The organism is Pseudokineococcus sp. 5B2Z-1, from assembly GCF_037482305.1.
Lineage (GTDB): Bacteria > Actinomycetota > Actinomycetes > Actinomycetales > Quadrisphaeraceae > Pseudokineococcus.
In genome coordinates this window covers 926,933-947,722 of sequence record NZ_JBBHZG010000002.1, presented here as the reverse complement: position 1 = coordinate 947,722, position 20,790 = coordinate 926,933, and the positions used below count along the sequence as shown (strand labels likewise).

Genomic DNA, 20,790 nt, shown 5'->3' with positions numbered 1-20,790 from the left:
CACCGCCTGCACCCGACCCAGCGCCCCGGCCCGCACCGCCGACCGCACCCGACCGACCTCACCCACCAGCTCGGCGACGCCGCCGTCCCGGCCCGCGGCCGCACCCGTCGCGTCAGGGGCGCCGGCGCCACGACCGGCGCACGGCGAGGCGGACGGCAGGACGGCGTCGTCCCCCTCGCCCCCGCTCACGCCCCTTTCGAACACGTGTACGACACTAGGGGTGGAGTCCGACAACGCCCCCACGGCTCCGCGGCCTGTGGACGACGCCCCGCTCCACCGACCTGTGCGCAGCCGCCGGACACCGCCCGCGGCGATCGCCTCGGCGCCTGCGCCCGCCGAGCCGCCCGCGCCCGTCAGGACCCGTCGGCTACCGCAGCCCCGGCGGCGGCGGTCGCCGCCGGCTCCTCCCCAGGAGCGGCAGCTCCCGCGAGCCGCCCGTCGAGCGCCGCGCGGACGGCGGAGACCTCGGCCTGCATCTCGTGCAGCAGCTCGACGGGGCGGAAGCCCATCTCCTCGTTGACCGCGATCATCGGCCCGTTGCTCGCCGCGTTGTACGTCCGCACCGAGCGCAGCGAGCCAGCCCATCCCTGCTCGCGCCCGTCGGCGAGCGCTGCGGCGAGGCAGTCGATCTTGAGCAGCAGGCCGAGGCGGTGCCCCCGGTGCTCCGGCAGCACGAGGGTGTCCCACTGGTGGAGCACGTCGGGCTCGTGGTCGCTGCGGACGAGCATCGAGTACCCCGCCGTCGCACCGTCGTCGCTGCGCGCGAGCGCCACCCAGCGCGTCCGCCCCAGCGCCTCCGACCGCTGGTGCTCGGCCAGGACGCGCTCGGCGTCCACGTCCTCCGCCTCGACGACGAGGTCGTCCTGGGGGGCCTCGGTGAGCATCCGCGAGGACAGCTCGGCCATCGCCGCTGCGTCCTCGGGCCCCGGGGCTCCGCGCAGCACCTCCCAGCGGTACCCCGTCGACCGGGGGAGGGCCACGGCGCGGAGGGCCGCGAGGTGGTCCTCGTCGGCCGGCAGCGGCAGCTCGCGCCGGACGTCGGCCACCCCGAGCGTGAAGCCCCTGGCCGCGGCGAAGGCCGTACCGGGCCACCGGTCGACGTCGGCGTCGAGGGGCACGGCCACCTCGGTGAGCAGCCGGGGGCGCCCCTGCTCGTCCGCGAGGTCGCAGACGGCCCGCAGGAGGGCCGAGGCCACCCCGCGGCGCCGCGAGGGAGCCGGCACCGCCACCTCGCAGTACAGGAGGTCCCGGTTGTCGCGCTGCGGCGCCTCGACGCGCGCGGCCCCGACGACCTCGCCGTCGTCCACCGCCGACAGCACGACGACGGGCTCCCACGGGACCGGGTGGGCGAGCTCGGCCCGCGCCTCCTCCCGCGGCCACGAGGCCGCCGTCGGCAGGCCGTGCCGGCGCCCGGCCTCCTCGGCCGCGTGCCAGGCCTCGAAGCCCTCGGCGAGGAAGGCGGGGTCGTCACCGGGGCTGCTCGTCACGCGCACGACCGCAGGATCGACGGCCCCGCCGTCAGCGGTCCACCGATTTCGCGCGCAGGAGGTCCCGGGGCTCTGAGGTCCCCCGCTCCGCAGCCCCGGAGGCGGGGCTCACTCCTCCCGGAGGGCCAGCCGCTGGCGCACGACGCCCGCGAGCCGGTCGGCGACCTCCTGGGCCGTCTCGGCGCTCGGCGCCTCGACCATGACGCGCACGAGCGGCTCCGTCCCGGAGGGGCGCAGCAGCACCCGGCCCGTGTCGCCGAGCTCGGCCTCCGCCGCGGCGACGGCGTCGCGCACCCCCGGGTCGGTGCCGGCGCCCGCGCGGTCGACGCCCGGCACGTTGACGAGGACCTGCGGCAGCCTCGGGATGCCGGCGGCCAGGTCCGCGAGGCCGCGCCCGCTCTCGGCCACCCGGGCGAGCAGGTGCAGGGACGTCAGCACGCCGTCGCCCGTCGTCGCGTGGTCGAGCAGCAGCACGTGGCCCGACTGCTCGCCGCCCAGCGCGTAGCCGCCCCGGCGCATCTCCTCGAGGACGTACCGGTCCCCCACCGCCGTGCGCGCGCACCGGATGCCGGCCGCCTCCATGGCGAGCACGAGGCCGAGGTTGCTCATGACCGTCGTCACGAGGACGTCGTGCCGCAGCTCGCCCCGCTCGGCCAGGGCCAGCGCGAGGACGCCCATGATCTGGTCCCCGTCGACGAGCGCCCCGGTGGCGTCGACGGCGAGGCAGCGGTCGGCGTCGCCGTCGTAGGCGACGCCCGCGTCGGCGCCGTGCTCGAGGACGGCGGCCTGCAGCACCTCGGGGTGCGTGGAGCCGACGCCGTCGTTGATGTTGACGCCGTCCGGGGACGCCCCGACGACGACGACGTCCGCGCCGGCCGTCGCGAGGGCCAGGGGCCCCAGCTCGCTCGCGGCCCCGTGGGCGCAGTCGACGACGACCTTCAGGCCGTCGAGCCGGTGGGGCGCCGACGCGCCGAGGGCCCGCGCCCACGCCGGGCCCGCCTCGTCGTCGCGCCGCACACGGCCCACACCAGCCCCCGTGGGACGGGCCCACTCCTCGCCCGAGCGCCGCTCGATGGCGTCCTCGACGTCGTCGGGCAGCTTGTGCCCACCGCGCGCGAAGAACTTGATGCCGTTGTCGGCCATCGGGTTGTGCGAGGCGGAGAGGACGACCCCGAGGTCGGCGCCCGAGGCGGCGACGATGGACGCGACGGCGGGGGTCGGCACGACGCCGACGTCGTCGACGTCCACGCCCGCGCTGGCGAGGCCCGCCACGACCGCGGCGGAGAGGAACTCGCCCGAGGCGCGCGGGTCCCGCCCCACGACGGCGCGGGGGCGGTGCCCGGCGAAGGCGCCCCGGTCGGCCAGGACGTGCGCCGCCGCGACCGAGAGGTCCAGCGCGAGCTCGGCGGTGACGGCGACGTTCGCGACGCCCCGCACCCCGTCGGTGCCGAAGAGCCTGGCCACTGGTCCTCCGTGGTGGTCGGTCGGTGCTGGCAGGTCGGTCGNGCGCGAGCTCGGCGGTGACGGCGACGTTCGCGACGCCCCGCACCCCGTCGGTGCCGAAGAGCCTGGCCACTGGTCCTCCGTGGTGGTCGGTCGGTGCTGGCAGGTCGGTCGGTGCTGGGAGGTCGGTCGGTGCTGGGAGGTCGGCCCCCGGACGCACCGAAGCCCCGGGGCGCAGGCCCCGGGGCTTCGGTGCGGCGCTCCGCGGCGGGCTCGAGCCCGCCGGGGTCAGCGCTTGGAGTACTGGGGCGCCTTGCGGGCCTTCTTGAGCCCGGCCTTCTTGCGCTCCTTGACGCGCGCGTCGCGCGTGAGGAAGCCGGCCTTCTTCAGCACCGCGCGGTTGGCCTCGACGTCGACCGCGTTGAGCGCGCGGGCGATGCCCAGGCGCAGCGCGCCGGCCTGGCCCGAGGGACCGCCGCCGTCGATGCGGGCGATGACGTCGAAGCGGCCCTGCAGCTCGGTGACCGTGAAGGGGTCGTTGACGAGCTGCTGGTGGACCTTGTTCGGGAAGTAGGCGGCGAGGTCGCGCCCGTTCACCGAGTACTGGCCCGAGCCGGGGACGATGCGCACCCGGGCGACGGCCTCCTTGCGGCGGCCGGTCGCCATGGCCGGGGCCACGATGCTCTGCCCCGAGCCCGCGACGGACGAGGACTCGCTGGTGTAGCTGCTGGGGGCGTCGGTCTCGACGGTGGTGTCGAGCCCGCCGTCCTGGTAGTCGGTGCTGTCGGTCTGGACGGTCACGAGATCTCCTCGGGAGCGGGTGCGGGGGCCGGGCGCGAGGGGACTACTGCGCGACCTGGGTGATCTGGAAGGACTGCGGCTGCTGGGCGCCGTGGGGGTGCGACGGGCCCGAGTAGACCTTGAGCTTCTTGATCATCGCCCGGCCGAGGCTGTTCTTCGGGAGCATGCCGCGGACGGCCTTCTCCACGGCCTTCTCGGGGTTCTTCTCGAGGAGCTCGGTGTAGGAGGTCGCCTTGAGGCCGCCCGGGTAGCCCGAGTGGCGGTAGGCGATCTTCTGGTCGCGCTTGCTGCCCGTGAGGGCCACCTTGTCGGCGTTGACGATGACGACGAAGTCACCGGTGTCGACGTGCGGCGCGAAGACCGTCTTGTGCTTGCCCCGCAGCAGCGAGGCGGTGTGGGTCGCGAGGCGGCCGAGCACGACGTCGCTGGCGTCGATGACGTGCCAGCGGCGCTCGACGTCGGCGGGCTTGGGGGAGAACGTGCGCACGGTCGTTGCCTTCGTCCTGTCGGGGTCGTCCACGGCCTCCGGACCGGCTGGTCCGGGCTGCTTCGTCCGGGGCTCGCCGCACGCGCTGCCGCGCTGGGATGCAGCGCGGCCGACGTCCGACGAGGCGGACGCGGCCGGCGCAGGGCATGGCACGTCCCGGAACTCGCGGACGACTGTACGAGACCCCCGGCGCGCCGGTCAAAGCGGCTCGGGAGCCGGCCGCCGCCGCCCCCCGTCCGCCGCCGGCGGCGGCGCGGCCTCCCACACCGGCTCGGGCACCTCGACGAGCCGCCCGTCCGCCCCCAGGACGAGGAAGCGGTCGAAGCCGCGCGCGAACCAGCGGTCGTGCGTGACGGCGACGACGGTCCCCGAGAAGTCCGCCAGCGCCCGCTCCAGGGCCTCGGCCGACTCGAGGTCGAGGTCGTCCGTCGGCTCGTCGAGGAGCAGGAGCGTCGCCCCGGACAGCTCGAGGAGCAGCACGCGGAAGCGGGCGCGCTGCCCGCCCGAGAGCTGGTCGGTGCTCTGCTCGGCCGCGCGGGCGAGCCCGTACCGGTCGAGCGCGCGCGCCGCCTCCTCGCGGCCCATCCCCGCCCGGGCGCCGTCCCCGCGGTGCAGCACCTCGAGCAGCGTCGGCAGGCGGCCCCCCGGCCTCCGGCCACCCGCCCCCTCCCCCGCGCCGTCCCCTGCTCGTCCCGCGTCCGCCCCGTGCGCGCTGCCGCGCTCGCGCTGGGAGAACCAGCCCGGGCGCACGCGCGCCCCGAGCCGGGCCCGCCCGCTGTGGGCCACCGGGTCGACCGGGACGTCGCTCGTGGCGGGCGCGTGCTCGGGCTCGGGGTCGGTGCCGCCCGCGGCCAGCAGGCGCAGGAGGTGGGACTTGCCCGACCCGTTGGGCCCGAGGAGCGCCACCCGGTCGCCGTACCAGACCTCGAGGTCCGCGGGCTCGAGCAGCCCGGGGATCGCGACCTGCTCGAGGACGACGGCCCGGCGCCCGGTGCGTCCCCCGGCGAGCCGCAGCCGCAGCGGGCGGTGCTGCGGGGCCTCCGGCGGCGGGCCCTCCTCCTCGAAGCGCGCCAGGCGCGTCTGCGCGGCCTGGTAGCGCGACGACATCCCGTCGTTGAAGGTGGCCTTCTGGCGCAGGGCCACGACGAGCGCCCGCAGCTGGGCGTGCTCCTCGTCCCAGCGCCGTCGCAGCTCCTCCAGGCGCGCGGTGCGCGTCGCCCGCGCCTCGTGCCAGGTGGCGAAGCCGCCCCCGTGGGTCCAGGCGCGGGCCCCGCCCGGGCCCGGCTCGAGGGTGACGACGGACGTCGCCGTCCGCGCGAGCAGCTCCCGGTCGTGGCTGACGAACAGGACGCTCTTCGGCGTCTCGCGCAGGACCCCCTCGAGCCACCTCTTGGCCGGCACGTCGAGGGAGTTGTCGGGCTCGTCGAGGACGAGCACCTCCGCGGGGCCCCGCAGGAGGGCCTCGACCGCCAGGCGCTTGGCCTGGCCGCCGGACAGGCTCGACAGGGCGCGCCAGCGGCAGCGCTCGTACGGCAGGCCGAGGGCCGAGCGCGTGACGGCGTCCCAGTGGACCTCGACGTCGTAGGAGCCGGCGTCCCCCGCGTCGACGAGGGCCTGCGCGTAGCGCATCTGGGCGGCCTCGTCGTCGACCTCCATGACGGCGAGCTCCGCGGCGTCGAGCTCGAGGAGGGCGTCGCGCAGCCGGGGCGGCGAGGTGGCCACGAGGAGGTCGCGCACGGCGCGCTCGTCGCCCGGGCCGCCGCGCCCGACGCGCTGGTCGAGCACGGCCACGCCGCCGGAGCTCGTCACCGCGCCCGAGGTCGCCGCGACCTCGCCCGTCACGAGCCGCAGCAGCGTCGTCTTGCCGGCCCCGTTGGGGCCGACGAGCGCCGTCGTCGACCCGTCCCCGACGCGCAGCGACACCTCGCGCAGCAGGGGCCGGCCGTCCGGCAGCGCGAGGGAGACCCGGTTCAGCTCGACGTGCCCCACGCGCGGCAGTGTCCCCGGAGCCGGGGCTCCGGGGACACCGGGTTCTGGGGCCGCGCCCCGCCGCGCCCGGCGGGCCTCAGGCGGGCGCCGGGCAGGTGCCGGTCAGGCGCGGTCCTCGTCGACGACGTGGACCGCCGCCTCCTCGGCCCCCGCGGCGCCGCCGGCGATGCCGACGTCCTGCGCGACCTCGTCCTTCTCGGCGTCCGGGCCGATGCCCCCCGACGGGTCGACGAGGCGGCCGGCGCGCACGTCGCCCACCTGGTCGTCGAGGAGCTCGCCGTCGGTGTCGAGGTCGGCCTCGGTGCCCGGGGCCGGCGGCTCCGCGACGTCGTCGGCGTCACCGGTCGACATCTCGGCGTCGTGCCGCACGGGGCCCGGGTCCTCGGCGAGGGGGTCGGGCACCTCCATGGCCGGGTCGGGGACCTCCTCGGCCAGGCGCTCGTCGAGGCTCTCGCCCTCGCGCTGCTCCTCGAGCGTCGTGCCCTGGCGGCCGAGCTCGCGCGGGCGCTCCGGCGGGGAGTAGCCCTGGTCGAGGGCCTCGTCCTGCGAGAGCGTCCCCAGGCTGTTCTCGTCGTCGTAGTCGCGGACGTCGGGGTCCACCGCGGCGTCGTCGACGCCGCCCGCGTCGGGCTGGTAGACGTCGTCGCCGACGGCGCTGGACTCGTCAGGTGTCGTGCTCATGCCCCGACCCTGCCACCGGCCGCGGGACCTCGCGCGCGGTGCCGGCGCCCTCCCCCGGGGCGACCGGCCCCCGGTACGAGCGCGCCCGCACCGCCTGCGCCGCGAGCTCCTCGTCCGACGGGTAGACGACCTCCTCGAGCACGAGGCCGTGCGCGGGCACGACGGCGACCGCGGGGTCGCGCACGCCGGCGGCGAGCACCCGCGCGGGCCAGCCCTCGTCGCGGCGTCCCTCCCCCACGGCCAGGCACGCACCGACGAGCGAGCGGACCATGTGGTGGCAGAACGCGTCGGCCTCGACGTCCGCGACGACGACGCCGTCCGCCGCCCGGGACCAGCCGAGGCGCAGGAGGGTCCGCACGGTGCTCGCGCCCGCGCGAGGACGGCAGTACGGCAGCCAGTCGTGCTCGCCGAGCAGCGGCGACGCCGCCCGCGCCATCGCCGCCACGTCGAGCGTGCGCCGCACGACGAGCACCTCGCCGCGGCGCAGCGGGTCCCGGGCGGCCGGGTCGTCGACCACCCGGTAGGCGTAGCGGCGGCGCAGCGCCCCGAAGCGCGCGTCGAACCCCGCGGGCGCCGGCCGGGCGCCGCGCACGACGACGTCGGCCGGCAGCACCCCCGCGAGCCGGCGCAGGAGCGCCCGCCCCGGCGACGGCGCGCCCGGGCTCCCGGCGGCGCGGCCGGGCAGCGCCGTCCAGGCGGCCTCCTCGACGTCGACGTGGACGACCTGGCCGCGCGCCGACACGCCGGCGTCCGTGCGCCCGGCGACGACGAGCCGCGGGGCGGGGCGCCGCAGCACCCGGCCGAGGGCGCCCGACAGCTCGTCCTCGACGGTCCGCAGGCCCGGCTGCGCCGCCCATCCCGCGAAGCCCGCGCCGTCGTAGGCGACGTCGAGCCGCACGCGGACGAGCGCCTCCCCCGCGGACGGCGAGAGCCCGCCGCCCCGGGCGGGGGCGGCGGGCTCGACGGGGCCGTGCTCGGTCAGCTGCGGCTGTCCTTCTCGGCGTCCTCGGCCGCCGTGGTGACCTCGTCGGCGGCGTCGGCCGCCGCGTCGGCGTCCTCGGCGTCCGACGAGCCCGGCGCGAGGACGTCGGCGTCACCGGCCGCCGTCTCGGCGTCGGCCGTGGCGTCGCCGGCGGCCTCGGTGTCGGCGCGGCCCGCCGCGTCCTCGGCCTCGGTGGCCGAGTCCTCGGCGCGCGCCTCGGACAGGGCCGCCGCGTCGGCGTCGTCGACCTGCGTGACCGGCACGTCCGCCGCCTCGGCCGCGCTGGCGCGAGCCTCGTCGCGGTCGCGGGACGCGCGGCCGGTCGCGGCCGTGGCCTCGCGGACGACGTCCTGGCGTGCCGACACGGGCTCGGTGACGAGCTCGATGACGACCATGGGGGCGTTGTCGCCCTTGCGGGGGCCGATCTTCGTCGTGCGGGTGTAGCCGCCGTCGCGCTGGGCCATCTGCGGGGCGATGTCCGTGAACAGCTCGTGCACGACCGTCTTGTCGCGCACGACGGTCATCACGCGCCGGCGCGCGGCGAGGTCGCCCCGCTTGGCGAAGGTGATGAGCCGCTCGGCGAACGGCCGCAGCCGCTTCGCCTTCGCCTGCGTCGTCGTGATGCTGCGGTGCTCGAACAGCTGGGTGGCCAGGTTGGCCAGGATCAGGCGCTCGTGCGCCGGACCGCCGCCGAGCCGCGGGCCCTTGGTGGGGGTGGGCATGGTGTCTCCTCGGGTGGGCCGTGCGTCAGCCCGGGCACCGCCCGGACGTCAGCACTGGGCGGGTGGTCAGTACTGCTCGTCCTCGGCGAACGACGCGTCGTCGTCGTCGCCCTCGTAGGCCTCGAGGGCCGCGCTCGGGTCGAACCCGGGCGGGCTGTCCTTGAGCTGGAGGCCCATGGTGCCCAGCTTGACCTTGACCTCGTCGATGGACTTCGCGCCGAAGTTGCGGATGTCCAGCAGGTCGGCCTCGCTGCGGGCGACGAGCTCGCCGACCGAGTGGATGCCCTCCCGCTTGAGGCAGTTGTAGCTGCGGACCGTGAGGTCCAGGTCCTCGATGGGCAGCGCGAGGTCGGCGGCCATGGCCGCGTCCGTGGGCGAGGGGCCCATGTCGATGCCCTCGGCCTCGACGTTGAGCTCGCGCGCCAGGCCGAAGAGCTCGACGAGGGTCTTGCCGGCCGAGGCCATGGCGTCGGCGGGCACCGTCGAGGGCTTGGTCTCCACGTCGACGACGAGCCGGTCGAAGTCCGTGCGCTGCTCGACGCGCGTGGCCTCGACCTTGTAGGTGACCTTGAGCACCGGGGAGTAGATCGAGTCGACCGGGATCCGGCCGATCTCGGCGTCGCCCGACTTGTTCTGGGCGGCGGAGACGTAGCCGCGGCCGCGCTCGACGGTCAGCTCCATCTCGAGCCGGCCGTTCTCGTTGAGCGTGGCGATGTGCAGCCCGGTGTCCGCGACCTCCACGCCGGCGGGCGGCGCGATGTCGGCGGCGGTGACCTCGCCGGGACCCTGCTTGCGCAGGTACATCGTCACGGGCTCGTCGTGCTCGCTGGAGACGACGAGGCCCTTGACGTTGAGGATGATCTCGGTGACGTCCTCCTTGACCCCGGGGATCGTGGAGAACTCGTGGAGCACGCCGTCGATGCGGATGCTCGTGACCGCCGCGCCGGGGATCGACGAGAGCAGCGTGCGGCGGAGGCTGTTGCCGAGGGTGTAGCCGAAGCCGGGCTCGAGCGGCTCGATGGTGAAGCGCGAGCGGCGCTCGGCGACGCGGTCCTCGGTGAGGGTGGGGCGCTGTGCGATGAGCACGGGCAGGTGTCCTTCCGGGCGCGGGGTCCGCCATATGACCCCAGGGGGGCGCGTGCGGCCGCGGGCGCGCGAGCGCCCGCCGACCTCCCGCGCGGTCGCGGTCGACCGACGCGGGTGCGGGCCGGCCCCCGCCGCTGGCGGGGACCGGCCCTGGTGGTCCTACCGGACCGGGCGCGTCACTTCGAGTAGTACTCGACGATGAGCTGCTCCTGGACCTGGACGTCGATGGCCGCGCGGGCCGGGACGCCGTGGACCAGGGCGCGCATGTGGTCCGCCTGCACCTCGAGCCACGCGGGCGTGGTCTTGCCCTCGAGCTCGGCCTTGGCGACGACGAACGGCGTCATCTCGAGCGACTTCTCGCGCACCTCGACGATGTCGTTGGGCTGCACGCGGGCGCTGGGGATGTCGACCTTCTGGCCGTTGACGCGGATGTGGCCGTGGCGGACCGCCTGGCGGGCCGCGTCCCGCGACTTGGCGAAGCCCGCGCGGTACACGACGTTGTCGAGCCGGAGCTCGAGGATCTCGAGGAGGGTCTCGCCGGTGCGGCCGGAGCGGCCCTGCGCCTCCTCGTAGTAGCTGCGGAACTGCTTCTCGAGGACGCCGTAGATGCGCGCGCACTTCTGCTTCTCGCGCATCTGCAGCAGGTACTCGCTGTCCTTCGTGCGGCCGCGGCCGTGCTCGCCCGGCGGGTAGGGGCGGATCTCGATCGGGCACTTGCCCGAGTCGCACTTCGCGCCCTTCAGGTAGAGCTTCTGCTTCTCACGACGGCAGCGCTTGCAGTCGGGCCCGGTGTAACGCGCCATGGGTGTCTCTCGTCTCCTTCGTCTCGCTGCGGCCGGGTCAGACGCGCCGGCGCTTGGGCGGGCGGCAGCCGTTGTGGGCCTGCGGCGTCACGTCCTGGATGGTGCCCACCTCGAGGCCCGTGGCCTGCAGCGAGCGGATGGCGGTCTCACGGCCGGAGCCGGGACCCTTGACGAAGACGTCGACCTTGCGCATGCCGTGCTCCTGGGCGCGGCGGGCGGCGGCCTCGGCGGCCATCTGCGCGGCGAAGGGCGTCGACTTGCGCGAGCCCTTGAAGCCGACCTGGCCGGCGGAGGCCCAGGAGATCACCGCACCCGTGGGGTCCGTGATCGAGACGATGGTGTTGTTGAAGGTGCTCTTGATGTGCGCCTGGCCGGCGGAGACGTTCTTCTTCTCCTTGCGGCGCGTGCGGCGCGCGCCACCGGGGGTGCGGGTCTTGGGGGGCATGGGCTGGTTCTCTCCTGGACGTGGGGCGAGCTGACCGGCGGCGGGGCGTTGGGCCCGCGCCGGCCGGCGGCGGTCTGGGAGCCGTTCCCCGCGCGCCGCGCCGGGCGCGGCGGAGGCGGGGCGGGTCGGCCCGACGGGCGGGCCGACCGGGACGGCCTACTTGCGGCCGACCTTCTTCTTGCCGGCGACCGTGCGCTTCGGGCCCTTGCGGGTGCGCGCGTTGGTCTTGGTGCGCTGGCCGCGCACCGGCAGGCCCCGGCGGTGCCGCAGCCCCTCGTAGCAGCCGATCTCGACCTTGCGGCGGATGTCGGCGGCCACCTCGCGGCGGAGGTCGCCCTCCACCTGGTAGGCCGACTCGATGTGGTCGCGGATCTTGACCTGGTCGTCCTCGGTCATGTCCTTGACGCGCAGGTCGGGGCTGATGCCCGTGGCCGTGAGCGTCTCCATGGCGCGGGTGCGCCCGACGCCGAAGATGTACGTGAGCGCGACCTCGAGCCGCTTGTCGCGGGGGAGGTCGACGCCGACGATGCGTGCCATCGCGGTGCTCCTGGTGCTCAGCCGGAGGTGTGGGGCAGCACCGTCCCGCCGGGGCCCGGGGGCTCCTCGCGGGTCCCCCGCCTCCGGGCGGGGGGTGACGTCCCGTCCTCGCGGGGAGGAGGGGGTCGGGTGCTGCTGCACCGGTGCGCACCGGGTCGGCGCGCACCGGGGGCGATCAGCCCTGGCGCTGCTTGTGGCGCAGGTTGTCGCAGATGACCATGACCCGGCCGTTGCGGCGGATCACCTTGCACTTGTCGCAGATCTTCTTGACGCTCGGCTTGACCTTCATCGCTGTCCTCCACCGCCGGGACCGCGTCGGGTCCGTCGGTGCTCGTGGGGCTCGGTGGTCCGGCCCGGTGCCGCCGTCGGGCGACCGGGACGTCCCGCGGGACGGTGCGCCCCTCCGACCGGCCACGGGCGCGGCGGGTGGGCGGGCGTGCGGTGCTGCTGGTGGTGCCGCCGGATCACTTGTAGCGGTAGACGATGCGGCCGCGGGTCAGGTCGTACGGGCTGAGCTCCACCACCACGCGGTCCTCGGGGAGGATCCGGATGTAGTGCTGGCGCATCTTCCCCGAGATGTGCGCGAGGACCTTGTGGCCGTTGCTCAGCTCCACGCGGAACATGGCGTTCGGCAGCGCCTCCACCACAGCGCCCTCGATCTCGATGACCCCGTCCTTCTTGGCCATTGCCCTCCGCTCGTCGCGGGCGCGCCTGAGCCGCCCGTCGCAGTCGTCACCGGTCGTCGGTGCCGCGCGCGTGACGGGCCCGACCCGCCAGGACGAGAGGTCGTCCGACGGGACGTCGTCGCCGAACCAGCCGCGGGGCGAGGACGTGGGCGTGCGAGCGCGCTCGTGCACCGACGCAGCAGCGTACGCGAGCGCGGCCCCAGCGCGAAATCGCCGGGAGCGGCCCTCCCCCGCCCTCAGGCCAGGGGGGCCACGGGGACGCCGTGGCGGGCGAGGCCCGCGGCCCCCCCGTCGGGCGCCGTGAGGACCCAAAGGCCGCCCTCGAGGACGGCGACGGTGTTCTCCCAGTGGGCGGCGCGGGCGCCGTCCGCGGTCACGACCGTCCAGTCGTCGGCGAGCACCTCGGTCTCCGCGGTGCCGCGCGCCACCATCGGCTCCACGGCCACGCAGAGCCCCGGGCGCACCTTGGCGCCCCGCTCGCGCGAGCGGTGGTTGAGCACCTCGGGCGGCTGGTGCATGGCGGTCCCGATGCCGTGGCCGACGTAGCCCTCGACGATGCCGTAGCGCCCCGCCAGGGAGTCCTCGACGGCGGCGCCCACCGCGCCCAGCCGCTCGGCGCCGGCCAGGGCGGCCAGACCCGCCCACATGGCGGCCTCCGTGGCCTCGACGAGCGCCACGTCCTCCGGGTCCACCGCTCCCCCGCCGCCGTCGACGACGGCGCTGAAGGCCGCGTCGCCGTGCCAGCCGTCGACGACCGCGCCGCAGTCCACGGACACGAGGTCCCCGTCCCGCAGGACCCGCTCACCGGGGATGCCGTGGACGACCTCCTCGTTGACGGAGACGCACAGCGACGCCGGAAACCCCTGGTAGCCCAGGAAGGAGGGCACCGCCCCGGCACCGCGGACGACCCCCTCGGCCACGCGGTCGAGCTCGGCGGTCGTCACCCCCGGGGCGAGGGCGCCCCGGACGGCCTCGAGGGCGTCCGCCACGACGAGACCGGCCCGGCGCATGAGGAGCACCTGCTCGGGCGTCTTCCACTCGACGCGCTCGCGCCGCAGGAGCCCCACGCCTCAGCCTCGGCCGAGCGCCGCGAGGACGCGCGCGGTGACGTCGGGCACCGCGCCCATCCCGTCCACACGGCGCAGCAGGCCGCGCCGGTCGTACACGTCGACGAGCGGCGCCGTCTGCGCCTCGTACACCTCGAGGCGGTGCCGCTGGACGGCCTCGCCGTCGTCCGAGCGGTGCTGCTCCGCCGAGCGCTGGGCGAGGCGCTTGACGACCTCCTCGGTGTCGACCGTGAGCAGGACGACCGCCTCGACGCCCTCGACCCCGGTGCCGCTGAGCATCGCGTCGAGCTCGCGGACCTGCGCCGTCGTCCGCGGGTAGCCGTCGAGGAGGAAGCCGTCCGCGGCGTCGTCGGCCTGCAGCCGCTCGCGCACCATGGCGTTCGTCACCTCGTCGGGCACGTACTCCCCCTCGTCCATGTAGGACTTGGCGGTGCGCCCGAGCTCGGTGCCCTCGCTGACGTTGGCGCGGAAGATGTCGCCGGTCGAGATGGCCGGCACGTCCAGCTCGGTGGCGAGGCGGGCGGCCTGGGTGCCCTTGCCCGCTCCGGGCGGGCCCAGGAGGACGAGCCTCATCGGAGGAACCCCTCGTAGTTGCGCTGCTGGAGCTGGCTCTCGATCTGCTTCACCGTCTCCAGCCCGACGCCGACGACGATGAGGATCGACGTGCCACCGAACGGGAAGTTCTGGGTGGCGCCGACCAGCACGAGGGCGATGAGCGGGATGAGGGCGACGAAGCCGAGGTAGATGGCCCCGGGCAGCGTGATGCGGGTGAGGACGTAGTCGAGGTACTCGGCCGTGGGGCGGCCCGCGCGGACGCCGGGGATGAAGCCCCCGACCCGCTTGATGTTGTCGCTGACCTCGTCGGGGTTGAAGGTGATCCCGACGTAGAAGTACGTGAAGAAGATGATGAGCGCGATGTAGGCGACGATGTAGACGGCGCTGTCGCCCTGGACCAGGTTGGCGTTCACCCACTGCACCCACCCGGACTGCGGGTCGTTGAACTGCGCGACCAGCGCGGGCAGGTACAGCAGCGACGACGCGAAGATGACCGGGATGACGCCGGCCATGTTGACCTTGATGGGGATGTAGGTGCTCGTCCCGCCGTACATGCGGCGCCCCACCATGCGCTTGGCGTACTGGACGGGCACGCGCCGCTGGGACTGCTCGACGAAGACGACGAGCGCCACGATGACGAGCCCGACGGCGATGACGACGGCCATGACGCCGAAGCCCTGGCTCTGCCCGATGCTCCACAGCTGCCCGGGGAAGGTGGCGGCGATCGAGGTGAAGATGAGCAGCGACATGCCGTTGCCGACGCCCCGCTCGGTGATGAGCTCGCCCATCCACATGATGAGTCCGGTGCCCGCGGTCATCGTGATGACCATGAGCACGATGGTGACCACGGAGTCGTCGGGGATGATCTCGGCGGTGCAACCGGGGAAGAGCTGCCCGGCGCGCGCCACGGCGATGTACGTGGAGGACTGGAGCACGGCCAGGGCGATCGTCAGGTACCGCGTGTACTGCGTGAGCTTCGCCTGCCCGGACTGCCCCTCCTTCTTCAGCTCCTCGAAGCGGGGGATCACGACCGTGAGCAGCTGCGTGATGATGCTCGCGGTGATGTACGGCATGATCCCGAGCGCGAAGACCGACAGCTGGAGCAGCGCTCCACCGCTGAAGAGGTTGACCAGCCCCAGCAGGTCGTTGGAGGACGCCGACGTCGACAGGCACTGCTGGACGTTGGCGTAGCTGACCCCCGGGACCGGGACGAACGAGCCCAGCCGGAAGATCGCCATGATCCCCGCGGTGAAGAGCAGCTTGCGCCGCAGGTCGGGCGTGCGGAACGCCCGCACGAATGCGCTGAGCACGTGTCCTCCAGATCGCCCGGCTCGGGCGGTCGCCGCGCCGGCGGCCTGCCGGCGGAGCGGTGCGGGTGCGGGCAGGTGGGCGGTCAGGTGGGCGGTCGGGTGGGCCGCCGCCCGTCCTCGGGCGGGGCGCCGGGAGCCGACCCTACCCGCGTCGCGGCGCCGGTCGGGGACGGCTCCGGTGCCGCGCCGTCCGGCGCGGGGCGGAGCGGGGAGCACGACGCCCCGCCGCCCGGGGGGGCGGCGGGGCGTCGGGAGGGCTCAGAGCGTGGTGGTGCTGCCGCCGGCGGCGGCGATCTTCTCGACCGCGGAGGCGGAGAAGGCGTGGGCCGTGACCTGCAGCGCGACGTCAGCGCTGCCCTGGCCCAGGACCTTCACCTTCTGACCCTTGCGGACGGCCCCGGCCGCGACCATCTCGTCGACGCCCACGGCCCCGCCCTGCGGGAAGAGCTCGGAGAGCCGGTCGAGGTTCACGACCTGGTAAGTCGTGCCGAACGGGTTGGTGAACCCGCGGAGCTTCGGCAGCCGCATGTGCAGCGGGGTCTGGCCGCCCTCGAAGGCCGCGGACACCTGGTAGCGGGCCTTGGTGCCCTTGGTGCCGCGCCCGGCGGTCTTGCCCTTGCTGGCCTCACCGCGGCCGACGCGCGTGCGCGCCGTCTTCGCGCCCGGGGCCGGGCGCAGGTGGTGGACCTTGAGGGTGCGGCCCTGCGGGCCCGTCGTCTCGTCCGCCATGGTCAGTCGACCTCCTCGAGCGTCACGAGGTGCGCCACCGTGGTGACCATTCCGCGGATCTCCGGGCGGTCGTCCTTGACGACGACGTCGCCGATCCGCTTGAGGCCGAGGGTGCGCATCGTGTCGCGCTGGTTCTGCTTCCCGCCGATGGTCGAGCGGGTCTGGGTCACCTTGAGCCGCGCCATCAGGAGGCCGTCCCCGACATGGCCCGGACGAGGGCCGCGGGGGCGACCTCGTCGAGCGTCTTGCCGCGGCGGGCCGCGACGGACTCGGGGCGCTCGAGGCCCTTGAGGGCCGCCACCGTCGCGTGGACGATGTTGATGGCGTTGCTCGAGCCGAGCGACTTCGTCAGCACGTCGTGCACGCCGGCGCACTCGAGGACGGCGCGCACCGGGCCACCCGCGATGACCCCGGTACCCGGCGACGCCGGGCGCAGGAGCACGACGCCGGCCGCGTCCTCGCCCGTGACGGGGTGCGGGATCGTCCCCTGGGCGCGGGGCACGCGGAAGAAGGCCTTCTTGGCCTCCTCGACGCCCTTGGCGATGGCCGCGGGCACCTCCTTGGCCTTGCCGTAGCCGACGCCGACGGTGCCGTCGCCGTCGCCCACCACGACGAGCGCGGTGAAGCTGAAGCGGCGACCGCCCTTGACGACCTTGGAGACGCGGTTGATCGTCACCACGCGCTCGAGGAACTGGCTGCGGTCCGCGGAGTCGCCCCGGCGGCCGTCACGGCGGTCGCGGCGGTCGTTGCCGCCGGGGCCGCCCGTGCCGGCGCCGGCGCCGCGGCGCTGGGGTCCAGGCATGTCTGGTCTCTTCTCTCTCTCGTCTCTCGCGTCAGTCGCCTGTGCCGAAGCCCGGGGGCCGGCTCAGACGGCGAGCCCGCCCTCGCGGGCGCCGTCGGCCACAGCGGCCACGCGGCCGTGGTAGCGGTTGCCGCCGCGGTCGAAGACCACGGCCTCGATGCCCGCGGCGCGGGCGCGCTCGGCCACCAGCTCGCCCACGCGGCGCGCCTTGGCGGTCTTGTCGCCGTCCAGCGCGCGCAGGTCGGCCTCCATCGTGGAGGCCGAGGCCAGCGTGCGGCCGACGGTGTCGTCGACGACCTGCACGAAGACGTGGCGGGTGGAGCGGTTGACCACGAGGCGCGGTCGGGCCGGCGTGCCGGAGACCTTCTTGCGCACCCGCAGGTGGCGACGGCCGCGGGCCGCCGTCGTGCCGGTGCCCCGGACGGCGGTGACGCCCCGGTAGGAGGACCTGCGTGCCATCACTTACCTGCCTTCCCGACCTTGCGCCGGACCTGCTCGCCCGCGTAGCGGACGCCCTTGCCCTTGTACGGGTCGGGCTTGCGCAGCTTGCGGATGTTGGCGGAGACCTCGCCGACGAGCTGCTTGTCGATGCCCTGCACCGAGAAGCGGGTGGGGGCCTCGACCGAGAACGTGATGCCCTCGGGCGCCGGGATGACGACCGGGTGGCTGAAGCCGAGCGCGAACTCCAGGGAGCCGCCCCGGGCCTGCACGCGGTAGCCGGTGCCGACGATCTCGAGCTTCTTCTCGTAGCCCGTGGTGACGCCCGTGACCATGTTCGCGAGCAGCGAGCGGGTCAGGCCGTGCAGCGAACGGTTGGTGCGCTCGTCGTCCGGGCGGACGACGTGGAGCGCCCCGGACTCGCCGCGCTCGACCGAGATGGGCGCGGCGACCGTGTGCGCGAGCGTGCCGCGCGGGCCCTTGACGACGACCTCCTGGCCGTCGATGGAGACGTCGACCCCGGCGGGGACGTCGATGGGCAGCCTTCCGATGCGGGACATGCTTCCTCCTCCGCCCTTACCAGACGTAGGCGAGGACTTCCCCGCCCACGCCCTGCTTCGTGGCCTGCCGGTCCGTGAGGAGGCCGGAGGACGTGGACAGGATCGCCACGCCCAGGCCGCCGAGGACGCGGGGCAGGTTGGTCGACTTCGCGTACACGCGCAGGCCCGGCTTGCTGACCCGCCGGACGCCGGCGATGGAGCGCTCGCGGTTGGGGCCGAACTTCAGCTCGAGGGTGAGCTTGCGCCCCACCTCGGCGTCCTCCACCGACCAGCCGGCGATGTAGCCCTCCGCCTGGAGGATCTCGGCGATGCGCTGCTTGAGCTTGCTGTAGGGCATGGTCACGTCGTCGTGGTACGCCGAGTTGGCGTTCCGCAGGCGCGTGAGCATGTCCGCGATCGGGTCGGTCATCGTCATCGGGCTCGTCCGCCCTTCCTCACCTCGGTTTCCGCTCCCCGGCGGGCGGGGGCGGACCTGAGGCGTCCGTGCCGGACGCGGTGGTCCGGCGGTGCTTCTGGGACTCGTGCTGCCGAGCGGGCCTCGCCCGCTCGTGCCCCCGGCGCTGCGAGCCGGGGGCGGGGGCTCACCAGGAGCTCTTCGTGATGCCCGGGAGCTCGCCCCGGTGGGCCATCTCGCGGAGGCACACGCGGCAGAGGCCGAACTTGCGGTAGACCGAGTGCGGGCGGCCGCAGCGCTGGCAGCGCGTGTAGGCGCGGACACCGAACTTGGGCTTGCGCGCGGCCTTGGTGACCAGGGCGGTCTTCGCCATGTCAGTCCTCCTTGAAGGGGAAGCCGAGCTGGCGCAGCAGCGCCCGGCCCTCGTCGTCGTTGCGTGCCGACGTCACGACCGTGACGTCCATGCCGCGCACGCGGTCGATGCGGTCCTGGTCGATCTCGTGGAACATCGACTGCTCCGTGAGGCCGAACGTGTAGTTGCCGCGCCCGTCGAACTGCTTCGGCGAGAGACCGCGGAAGTCGCGGATGCGGGGCAGCGCCAGCGACACGAGGCGGTCGAGGAACTCCCACATGCGGTCACCGCGCAGCGTCGTGTGGCAGCCGATCGGCATGCCCTCGCGCAGCTTGAACTGCGCGATCGACTTGCGGGCCCGCGTCACCTGCGGCTTCTGCCCGGTGATGGTGGTGAGGTCGCGGACGGCGCCGTCGATGAGCTTCGAGTCGCGCGCGGCGTCGCCCACGCCCATGTTCACCACGACCTTGACCAGGCCGGGGATCTGCATGACGTTGGCGTAGCCGAACTGCTCGCGCAGCGCCGGCGCGATCTCGGAGCGGTAGCGCGCCTTGAGCCGCGGCTGCGGCGCGCCGCTGGCCTCGGTCACGGTGGCGGGCGAGGTGGTCGTCTCACTCATGCGATGTCCTTGCCGGAGCGCTTGGCCACGCGGACGCGGGTCGTCACGGTCCGCCCGTCGCGCTCGGTCGTCTCGGTGCGCACGCCGACCCGCGTGGGCCGACCGGTCTCCGGGTCCACGACCTGCACGTTGCTGATGTGGATCGGCGCCTCGACGGTCTCGCGACCGCCCGAGCCGCGCCCGGCCGCCCCGGCCTTGACGTGCTTGGTGATGCGGTTGACGCCCTCGACCAGCACGCGCTGGCGCTCGGGGAACACCGCGATGACGCGACCCTGCTTGCCGCGGTCACCGCCGCGCGCCTGCGTGGCGCCCGTGATGACCTGGACCAGGTCGCCCTTCTTGATCTTCAGCTTCGGCATCTCAGAGCACCTCCGGGGCCAGCGAGACGATCCGCATGAAGCGCTTGTCGCGCAGCTCGCGCCCGACGGGGCCGAAGATGCGGGTGCCGCGCGGGTCGCCGTCCGCCTTGAGGATGACGGCCGCGTTCTCGTCGAAGCGGATGTAGGAGCCGTCCGGGCGACGGCGCTCCTTGCGGGTGCGGACGACGACCGCCTTGACGACGTCGCCCCTCTTGACGTTGCCGCCGGGGATGGCGTCCTTGACGGTCGCCACGATGACGTCCCCGATGCCGGCGTACCGGCGGCCTGAGCCGCCGAGGACGCGGATGCAGAGGATCTCCTTGGCACCCGTGTTGTCGGCGACCTTGAGCCGCGACTCCTGCTGGATCACTGTTCGACACTCCTGTCGTCGCGCCGGTTCTCGTCGCGAGCCTGGCGGAACGGACTCTTCCGTGGTGGTGCGGGGGTGCCGGCTCCCCTCCCCCGCGGGAGGGGGCCGGCGGGGCCCGGAGGCCTCAGACGGCCTTCTCGAGCACCTCGACGACGCGCCAGCGCTTGGTGGCCGACAGCGGCCGCGTCTCGGCGATGCGCACGCGGTCGCCGACGCCGCAGGCGTTGGTCTCGTCGTGCGCCTTCACCTTGCTCGTGCGCCGGATGACCTTGCCGTAGAGCGCGTGCTTGACGCGGTCCTCGACGACGACCACGACGGTCTTGTCCATCTTGTCGCTGGCCACGACGCCGATGCGGTTCTTGCGGTACCCGCGCTGCTCGGCGGCGGCGGTGGTGTCCGTGCTCACTGCGTCCTCGCTCACTTCTCGCTCCCCCCGGCGGCCGGGGCGCTGATGATGCCGAGCTCCTGCTCGCGCATCACCGTGTAGATGCGCGCGATGTCGCGGCGCACGGCGCGCAGCCGCGTGTGGTTCTCCAGCTGGCCGGTGGCCGACTGGAAGCGGAGGTTGAAGAGCTCCTCCTTCGCGCGGCGCAGCTCCTCGACCAGCTGGTCGGCGTCCTTCTCGCGGAGCTTCGCGGGCGCCAGGTCCTCGCTGCCGACGGCCATCAGACCTCACTCCCCTCGCGCGCGACGAAGCGGCACTTCATCGGCAGCTTGTGGATGGCGAGCCGCATGGCCTCGCGGGCCACGGGCTCGGCCACGCCGGAGATCTCGAACATCATCCGGCCCGGCTTGACGTTGGCGACCCACCACTCGGGCGAGCCCTTGCCGGAGCCCATGCGGGTCTCGGCGGGCTTCTTCGTGATGGGGCGGTCCGGGTAGATGTTGATCCAGACCTTCCCGCCGCGCTTCATGTAGCGGGTCATGGCGATACGAGCGGACTCGATCTGCCGGTTCGTGACGTACGCCGGCTCGAGGGCCTGGATGCCGTAGTCGCCGAAGGCGATCGTGGTGCCGCCCTTGGCGGCCCCGGTGCGCTTGGGGTGGTGCTGCTTGCGGTGCTTCAGCCTGCGCGGGACGAGCACG

The 20,790-nt window shown here is 74.6% G+C and carries 31 protein-coding genes; all 31 read right to left on the bottom strand.

Features of this window, described 5'->3' with window-relative positions:
• On the bottom strand, positions 1-204 hold a 204-nt coding region (locus tag WDV85_RS08545; protein WP_339570198.1), incomplete at its 3' end, for a hypothetical protein.
• Positions 205-353: 149 nt separating this feature from the next.
• Positions 354-1,487: a GNAT family N-acetyltransferase gene (locus WDV85_RS08540; protein WP_339570197.1), complete on the bottom strand. Its 1,134-nt coding sequence runs from the start codon at positions 1,485-1,487 to the stop codon at positions 354-356.
• A 108-nt stretch (positions 1,488-1,595) separates the two neighbouring features.
• Positions 1,596-2,951 (bottom strand): phosphoglucosamine mutase, encoded by a 1,356-nt coding sequence (glmM, locus tag WDV85_RS08535; RefSeq protein WP_339570196.1) that lies wholly within the window; start codon positions 2,949-2,951, stop codon positions 1,596-1,598.
• Between the two features lie 267 nt (positions 2,952-3,218).
• Entirely contained in the window at positions 3,219-3,731 is a 513-nt protein-coding gene (gene rpsI / locus WDV85_RS08530; protein WP_445263218.1) for a 30S ribosomal protein S9, read from the bottom strand.
• 43 nt (positions 3,732-3,774) lie between these two features.
• Positions 3,775-4,218 carry a 50S ribosomal protein L13 gene (rplM, locus tag WDV85_RS08525; RefSeq protein WP_171202491.1) on the bottom strand — a complete coding sequence of 148 codons (444 nt, stop codon included), beginning with the start codon at positions 4,216-4,218 and terminating at the stop codon, positions 3,775-3,777.
• Positions 4,219-4,416: 198 nt separating this feature from the next.
• Positions 4,417-6,207, bottom strand: coding sequence for an ABC-F family ATP-binding cassette domain-containing protein (locus WDV85_RS08520; RefSeq protein ID WP_339570195.1), 1,791 nt, complete (start codon positions 6,205-6,207; stop codon positions 4,417-4,419).
• 102 nt (positions 6,208-6,309) lie between these two features.
• Positions 6,310-6,888, bottom strand: a complete 579-nt coding sequence (locus tag WDV85_RS08515) for a DUF5709 domain-containing protein (protein ID WP_339570194.1) — start codon at positions 6,886-6,888, stop codon at positions 6,310-6,312.
• Complete coding sequence (locus WDV85_RS08510) at positions 6,872-7,786, bottom strand: tRNA pseudouridine synthase A (protein ID WP_339570193.1); 915 nt, start codon at positions 7,784-7,786, stop codon at positions 6,872-6,874. Before WDV85_RS08510 ends, WDV85_RS08515 begins: the two co-directional genes overlap by 17 nt.
• An 80-nt stretch (positions 7,787-7,866) precedes the next feature.
• On the bottom strand, positions 7,867-8,592 hold the full coding sequence (gene rplQ, locus WDV85_RS08505) for a 50S ribosomal protein L17 (RefSeq protein ID WP_339570192.1): 726 nt from the start codon (positions 8,590-8,592) through the stop codon (positions 7,867-7,869).
• A gap of 66 nt (positions 8,593-8,658) precedes the next feature.
• Positions 8,659-9,678 carry a DNA-directed RNA polymerase subunit alpha gene (locus WDV85_RS08500; RefSeq protein WP_171201678.1) on the bottom strand — a complete coding sequence of 340 codons (1,020 nt, stop codon included), beginning with the start codon at positions 9,676-9,678 and terminating at the stop codon, positions 8,659-8,661.
• 176 nt (positions 9,679-9,854) lie between these two features.
• A complete protein-coding gene (gene rpsD, locus WDV85_RS08495) occupies positions 9,855-10,481 on the bottom strand; it encodes a 30S ribosomal protein S4 (RefSeq protein ID WP_171201677.1) in 627 nt (208 codons plus the stop codon).
• A gap of 37 nt (positions 10,482-10,518) precedes the next feature.
• Positions 10,519-10,926, bottom strand: coding sequence for a 30S ribosomal protein S11 (gene rpsK, locus WDV85_RS08490; protein ID WP_171201676.1), 408 nt, complete (start codon positions 10,924-10,926; stop codon positions 10,519-10,521).
• Positions 10,927-11,082: 156 nt separating this feature from the next.
• Positions 11,083-11,463, bottom strand: coding sequence for a 30S ribosomal protein S13 (rpsM, locus tag WDV85_RS08485; protein ID WP_339570191.1), 381 nt, complete (start codon positions 11,461-11,463; stop codon positions 11,083-11,085).
• A 175-nt stretch (positions 11,464-11,638) separates the two neighbouring features.
• Positions 11,639-11,752 carry a 50S ribosomal protein L36 gene (gene rpmJ, locus WDV85_RS08480; protein WP_030903823.1) on the bottom strand — a complete coding sequence of 38 codons (114 nt, stop codon included), beginning with the start codon at positions 11,750-11,752 and terminating at the stop codon, positions 11,639-11,641.
• A 175-nt stretch (positions 11,753-11,927) separates the two neighbouring features.
• A complete protein-coding gene (infA, locus tag WDV85_RS08475) occupies positions 11,928-12,149 on the bottom strand; it encodes a translation initiation factor IF-1 (protein WP_123379890.1) in 222 nt (73 codons plus the stop codon).
• 236 nt (positions 12,150-12,385) lie between these two features.
• A complete protein-coding gene (gene map, locus WDV85_RS08470; protein ID WP_339570190.1) occupies positions 12,386-13,216 on the bottom strand; it encodes a type I methionyl aminopeptidase in 831 nt (276 codons plus the stop codon).
• 3 nt (positions 13,217-13,219) lie between these two features.
• The gene (locus WDV85_RS08465) at positions 13,220-13,789 is read right to left on the bottom strand and encodes an adenylate kinase (protein WP_339570189.1); all 570 of its coding nucleotides are present in this window, start codon (positions 13,787-13,789) and stop codon (positions 13,220-13,222) included.
• A complete protein-coding gene (secY, locus tag WDV85_RS08460) occupies positions 13,786-15,081 on the bottom strand; it encodes a preprotein translocase subunit SecY (RefSeq protein ID WP_171201673.1) in 1,296 nt (431 codons plus the stop codon). The genes WDV85_RS08465 and secY overlap by 4 nt, the downstream gene beginning before the upstream one ends.
• Positions 15,082-15,339: 258 nt before the next feature.
• Positions 15,340-15,810: a 50S ribosomal protein L15 gene (gene rplO / locus WDV85_RS08455; protein WP_339570188.1), complete on the bottom strand. Its 471-nt coding sequence runs from the start codon at positions 15,808-15,810 to the stop codon at positions 15,340-15,342.
• Positions 15,811-15,812: 2 nt separating this feature from the next.
• Complete coding sequence (rpmD, locus tag WDV85_RS08450; protein WP_339570187.1) at positions 15,813-15,995, bottom strand: 50S ribosomal protein L30; 183 nt, start codon at positions 15,993-15,995, stop codon at positions 15,813-15,815.
• Positions 15,995-16,612, bottom strand: a complete 618-nt coding sequence (gene rpsE / locus WDV85_RS08445; protein ID WP_298801355.1) for a 30S ribosomal protein S5 — start codon at positions 16,610-16,612, stop codon at positions 15,995-15,997. Before rpsE ends, rpmD begins: the two co-directional genes overlap by 1 nt.
• Positions 16,613-16,675: 63 nt before the next feature.
• The gene (gene rplR / locus WDV85_RS08440) at positions 16,676-17,071 is read right to left on the bottom strand and encodes a 50S ribosomal protein L18 (RefSeq protein ID WP_171201669.1); all 396 of its coding nucleotides are present in this window, start codon (positions 17,069-17,071) and stop codon (positions 16,676-16,678) included.
• Positions 17,071-17,610: a 50S ribosomal protein L6 gene (gene rplF, locus WDV85_RS08435; RefSeq protein ID WP_339570186.1), complete on the bottom strand. Its 540-nt coding sequence runs from the start codon at positions 17,608-17,610 to the stop codon at positions 17,071-17,073. The genes rplR and rplF overlap by 1 nt, the downstream gene beginning before the upstream one ends.
• Before the next feature lie 16 nt (positions 17,611-17,626).
• Positions 17,627-18,025: a 30S ribosomal protein S8 gene (rpsH, locus tag WDV85_RS08430; protein ID WP_171201667.1), complete on the bottom strand. Its 399-nt coding sequence runs from the start codon at positions 18,023-18,025 to the stop codon at positions 17,627-17,629.
• Positions 18,026-18,191: 166 nt separating this feature from the next.
• Entirely contained in the window at positions 18,192-18,377 is a 186-nt protein-coding gene (locus WDV85_RS08425; RefSeq protein ID WP_171201666.1) for a type Z 30S ribosomal protein S14, read from the bottom strand.
• 1 nt (position 18,378) lies between these two features.
• On the bottom strand, positions 18,379-18,975 hold the full coding sequence (rplE, locus tag WDV85_RS08420; RefSeq protein WP_339570185.1) for a 50S ribosomal protein L5: 597 nt from the start codon (positions 18,973-18,975) through the stop codon (positions 18,379-18,381).
• Positions 18,972-19,334 carry a 50S ribosomal protein L24 gene (rplX, locus tag WDV85_RS08415; RefSeq protein ID WP_212755735.1) on the bottom strand — a complete coding sequence of 121 codons (363 nt, stop codon included), beginning with the start codon at positions 19,332-19,334 and terminating at the stop codon, positions 18,972-18,974. Before rplX ends, rplE begins: the two co-directional genes overlap by 4 nt.
• 1 nt (position 19,335) lies before the next feature.
• The gene (rplN, locus tag WDV85_RS08410; protein WP_171201664.1) at positions 19,336-19,704 is read right to left on the bottom strand and encodes a 50S ribosomal protein L14; all 369 of its coding nucleotides are present in this window, start codon (positions 19,702-19,704) and stop codon (positions 19,336-19,338) included.
• Between the two features lie 124 nt (positions 19,705-19,828).
• On the bottom strand, positions 19,829-20,125 hold the full coding sequence (gene rpsQ, locus WDV85_RS08405; RefSeq protein ID WP_171201663.1) for a 30S ribosomal protein S17: 297 nt from the start codon (positions 20,123-20,125) through the stop codon (positions 19,829-19,831).
• Positions 20,122-20,370, bottom strand: coding sequence for a 50S ribosomal protein L29 (gene rpmC, locus WDV85_RS08400; RefSeq protein ID WP_171201662.1), 249 nt, complete (start codon positions 20,368-20,370; stop codon positions 20,122-20,124). Before rpmC ends, rpsQ begins: the two co-directional genes overlap by 4 nt.
• A complete protein-coding gene (gene rplP, locus WDV85_RS08395; RefSeq protein WP_171201661.1) occupies positions 20,370-20,789 on the bottom strand; it encodes a 50S ribosomal protein L16 in 420 nt (139 codons plus the stop codon). Before rplP ends, rpmC begins: the two co-directional genes overlap by 1 nt.
• Position 20,790 lies beyond the last annotated feature (1 nt).

Coding starts and splice junctions, on each gene's coding strand:
- WDV85_RS08515 (WP_339570194.1), bottom strand. CDS start 6,888: ATGAGCACGACACCTGACGAGTCCAGCGCCGTCGGCGACGACGTCTAC.
- rplQ (WP_339570192.1), bottom strand. CDS start 8,592: ATGCCCACCCCCACCAAGGGCCCGCGGCTCGGCGGCGGTCCGGCGCAC.
- rpsD (WP_171201677.1), bottom strand. CDS start 10,481: ATGGCGCGTTACACCGGGCCCGACTGCAAGCGCTGCCGTCGTGAGAAG.
- rpsK (WP_171201676.1), bottom strand. CDS start 10,926: ATGCCCCCCAAGACCCGCACCCCCGGTGGCGCGCGCCGCACGCGCCGC.
- rpsM (WP_339570191.1), bottom strand. CDS start 11,463: ATGGCACGCATCGTCGGCGTCGACCTCCCCCGCGACAAGCGGCTCGAG.
- rpmJ (WP_030903823.1), bottom strand. CDS start 11,752: ATGAAGGTCAAGCCGAGCGTCAAGAAGATCTGCGACAAGTGCAAGGTG.
- infA (WP_123379890.1), bottom strand. CDS start 12,149: ATGGCCAAGAAGGACGGGGTCATCGAGATCGAGGGCGCTGTGGTGGAG.
- WDV85_RS08465 (WP_339570189.1), bottom strand. CDS start 13,789: ATGAGGCTCGTCCTCCTGGGCCCGCCCGGAGCGGGCAAGGGCACCCAG.
- rplO (WP_339570188.1), bottom strand. CDS start 15,810: ATGGCGGACGAGACGACGGGCCCGCAGGGCCGCACCCTCAAGGTCCAC.
- rpmD (WP_339570187.1), bottom strand. CDS start 15,995: ATGGCGCGGCTCAAGGTGACCCAGACCCGCTCGACCATCGGCGGGAAG.
- rpsE (WP_298801355.1), bottom strand. CDS start 16,612: ATGCCTGGACCCCAGCGCCGCGGCGCCGGCGCCGGCACGGGCGGCCCC.
- rplR (WP_171201669.1), bottom strand. CDS start 17,071: ATGGCACGCAGGTCCTCCTACCGGGGCGTCACCGCCGTCCGGGGCACC.
- rplF (WP_339570186.1), bottom strand. CDS start 17,610: ATGTCCCGCATCGGAAGGCTGCCCATCGACGTCCCCGCCGGGGTCGAC.
- rpsH (WP_171201667.1), bottom strand. CDS start 18,025: ATGACGATGACCGACCCGATCGCGGACATGCTCACGCGCCTGCGGAAC.
- WDV85_RS08425 (WP_171201666.1), bottom strand. CDS start 18,377: ATGGCGAAGACCGCCCTGGTCACCAAGGCCGCGCGCAAGCCCAAGTTC.
- rplE (WP_339570185.1), bottom strand. CDS start 18,975: ATGAGTGAGACGACCACCTCGCCCGCCACCGTGACCGAGGCCAGCGGC.
- rplX (WP_212755735.1), bottom strand. CDS start 19,334: ATGCCGAAGCTGAAGATCAAGAAGGGCGACCTGGTCCAGGTCATCACG.
- rpmC (WP_171201662.1), bottom strand. CDS start 20,370: ATGGCCGTCGGCAGCGAGGACCTGGCGCCCGCGAAGCTCCGCGAGAAG.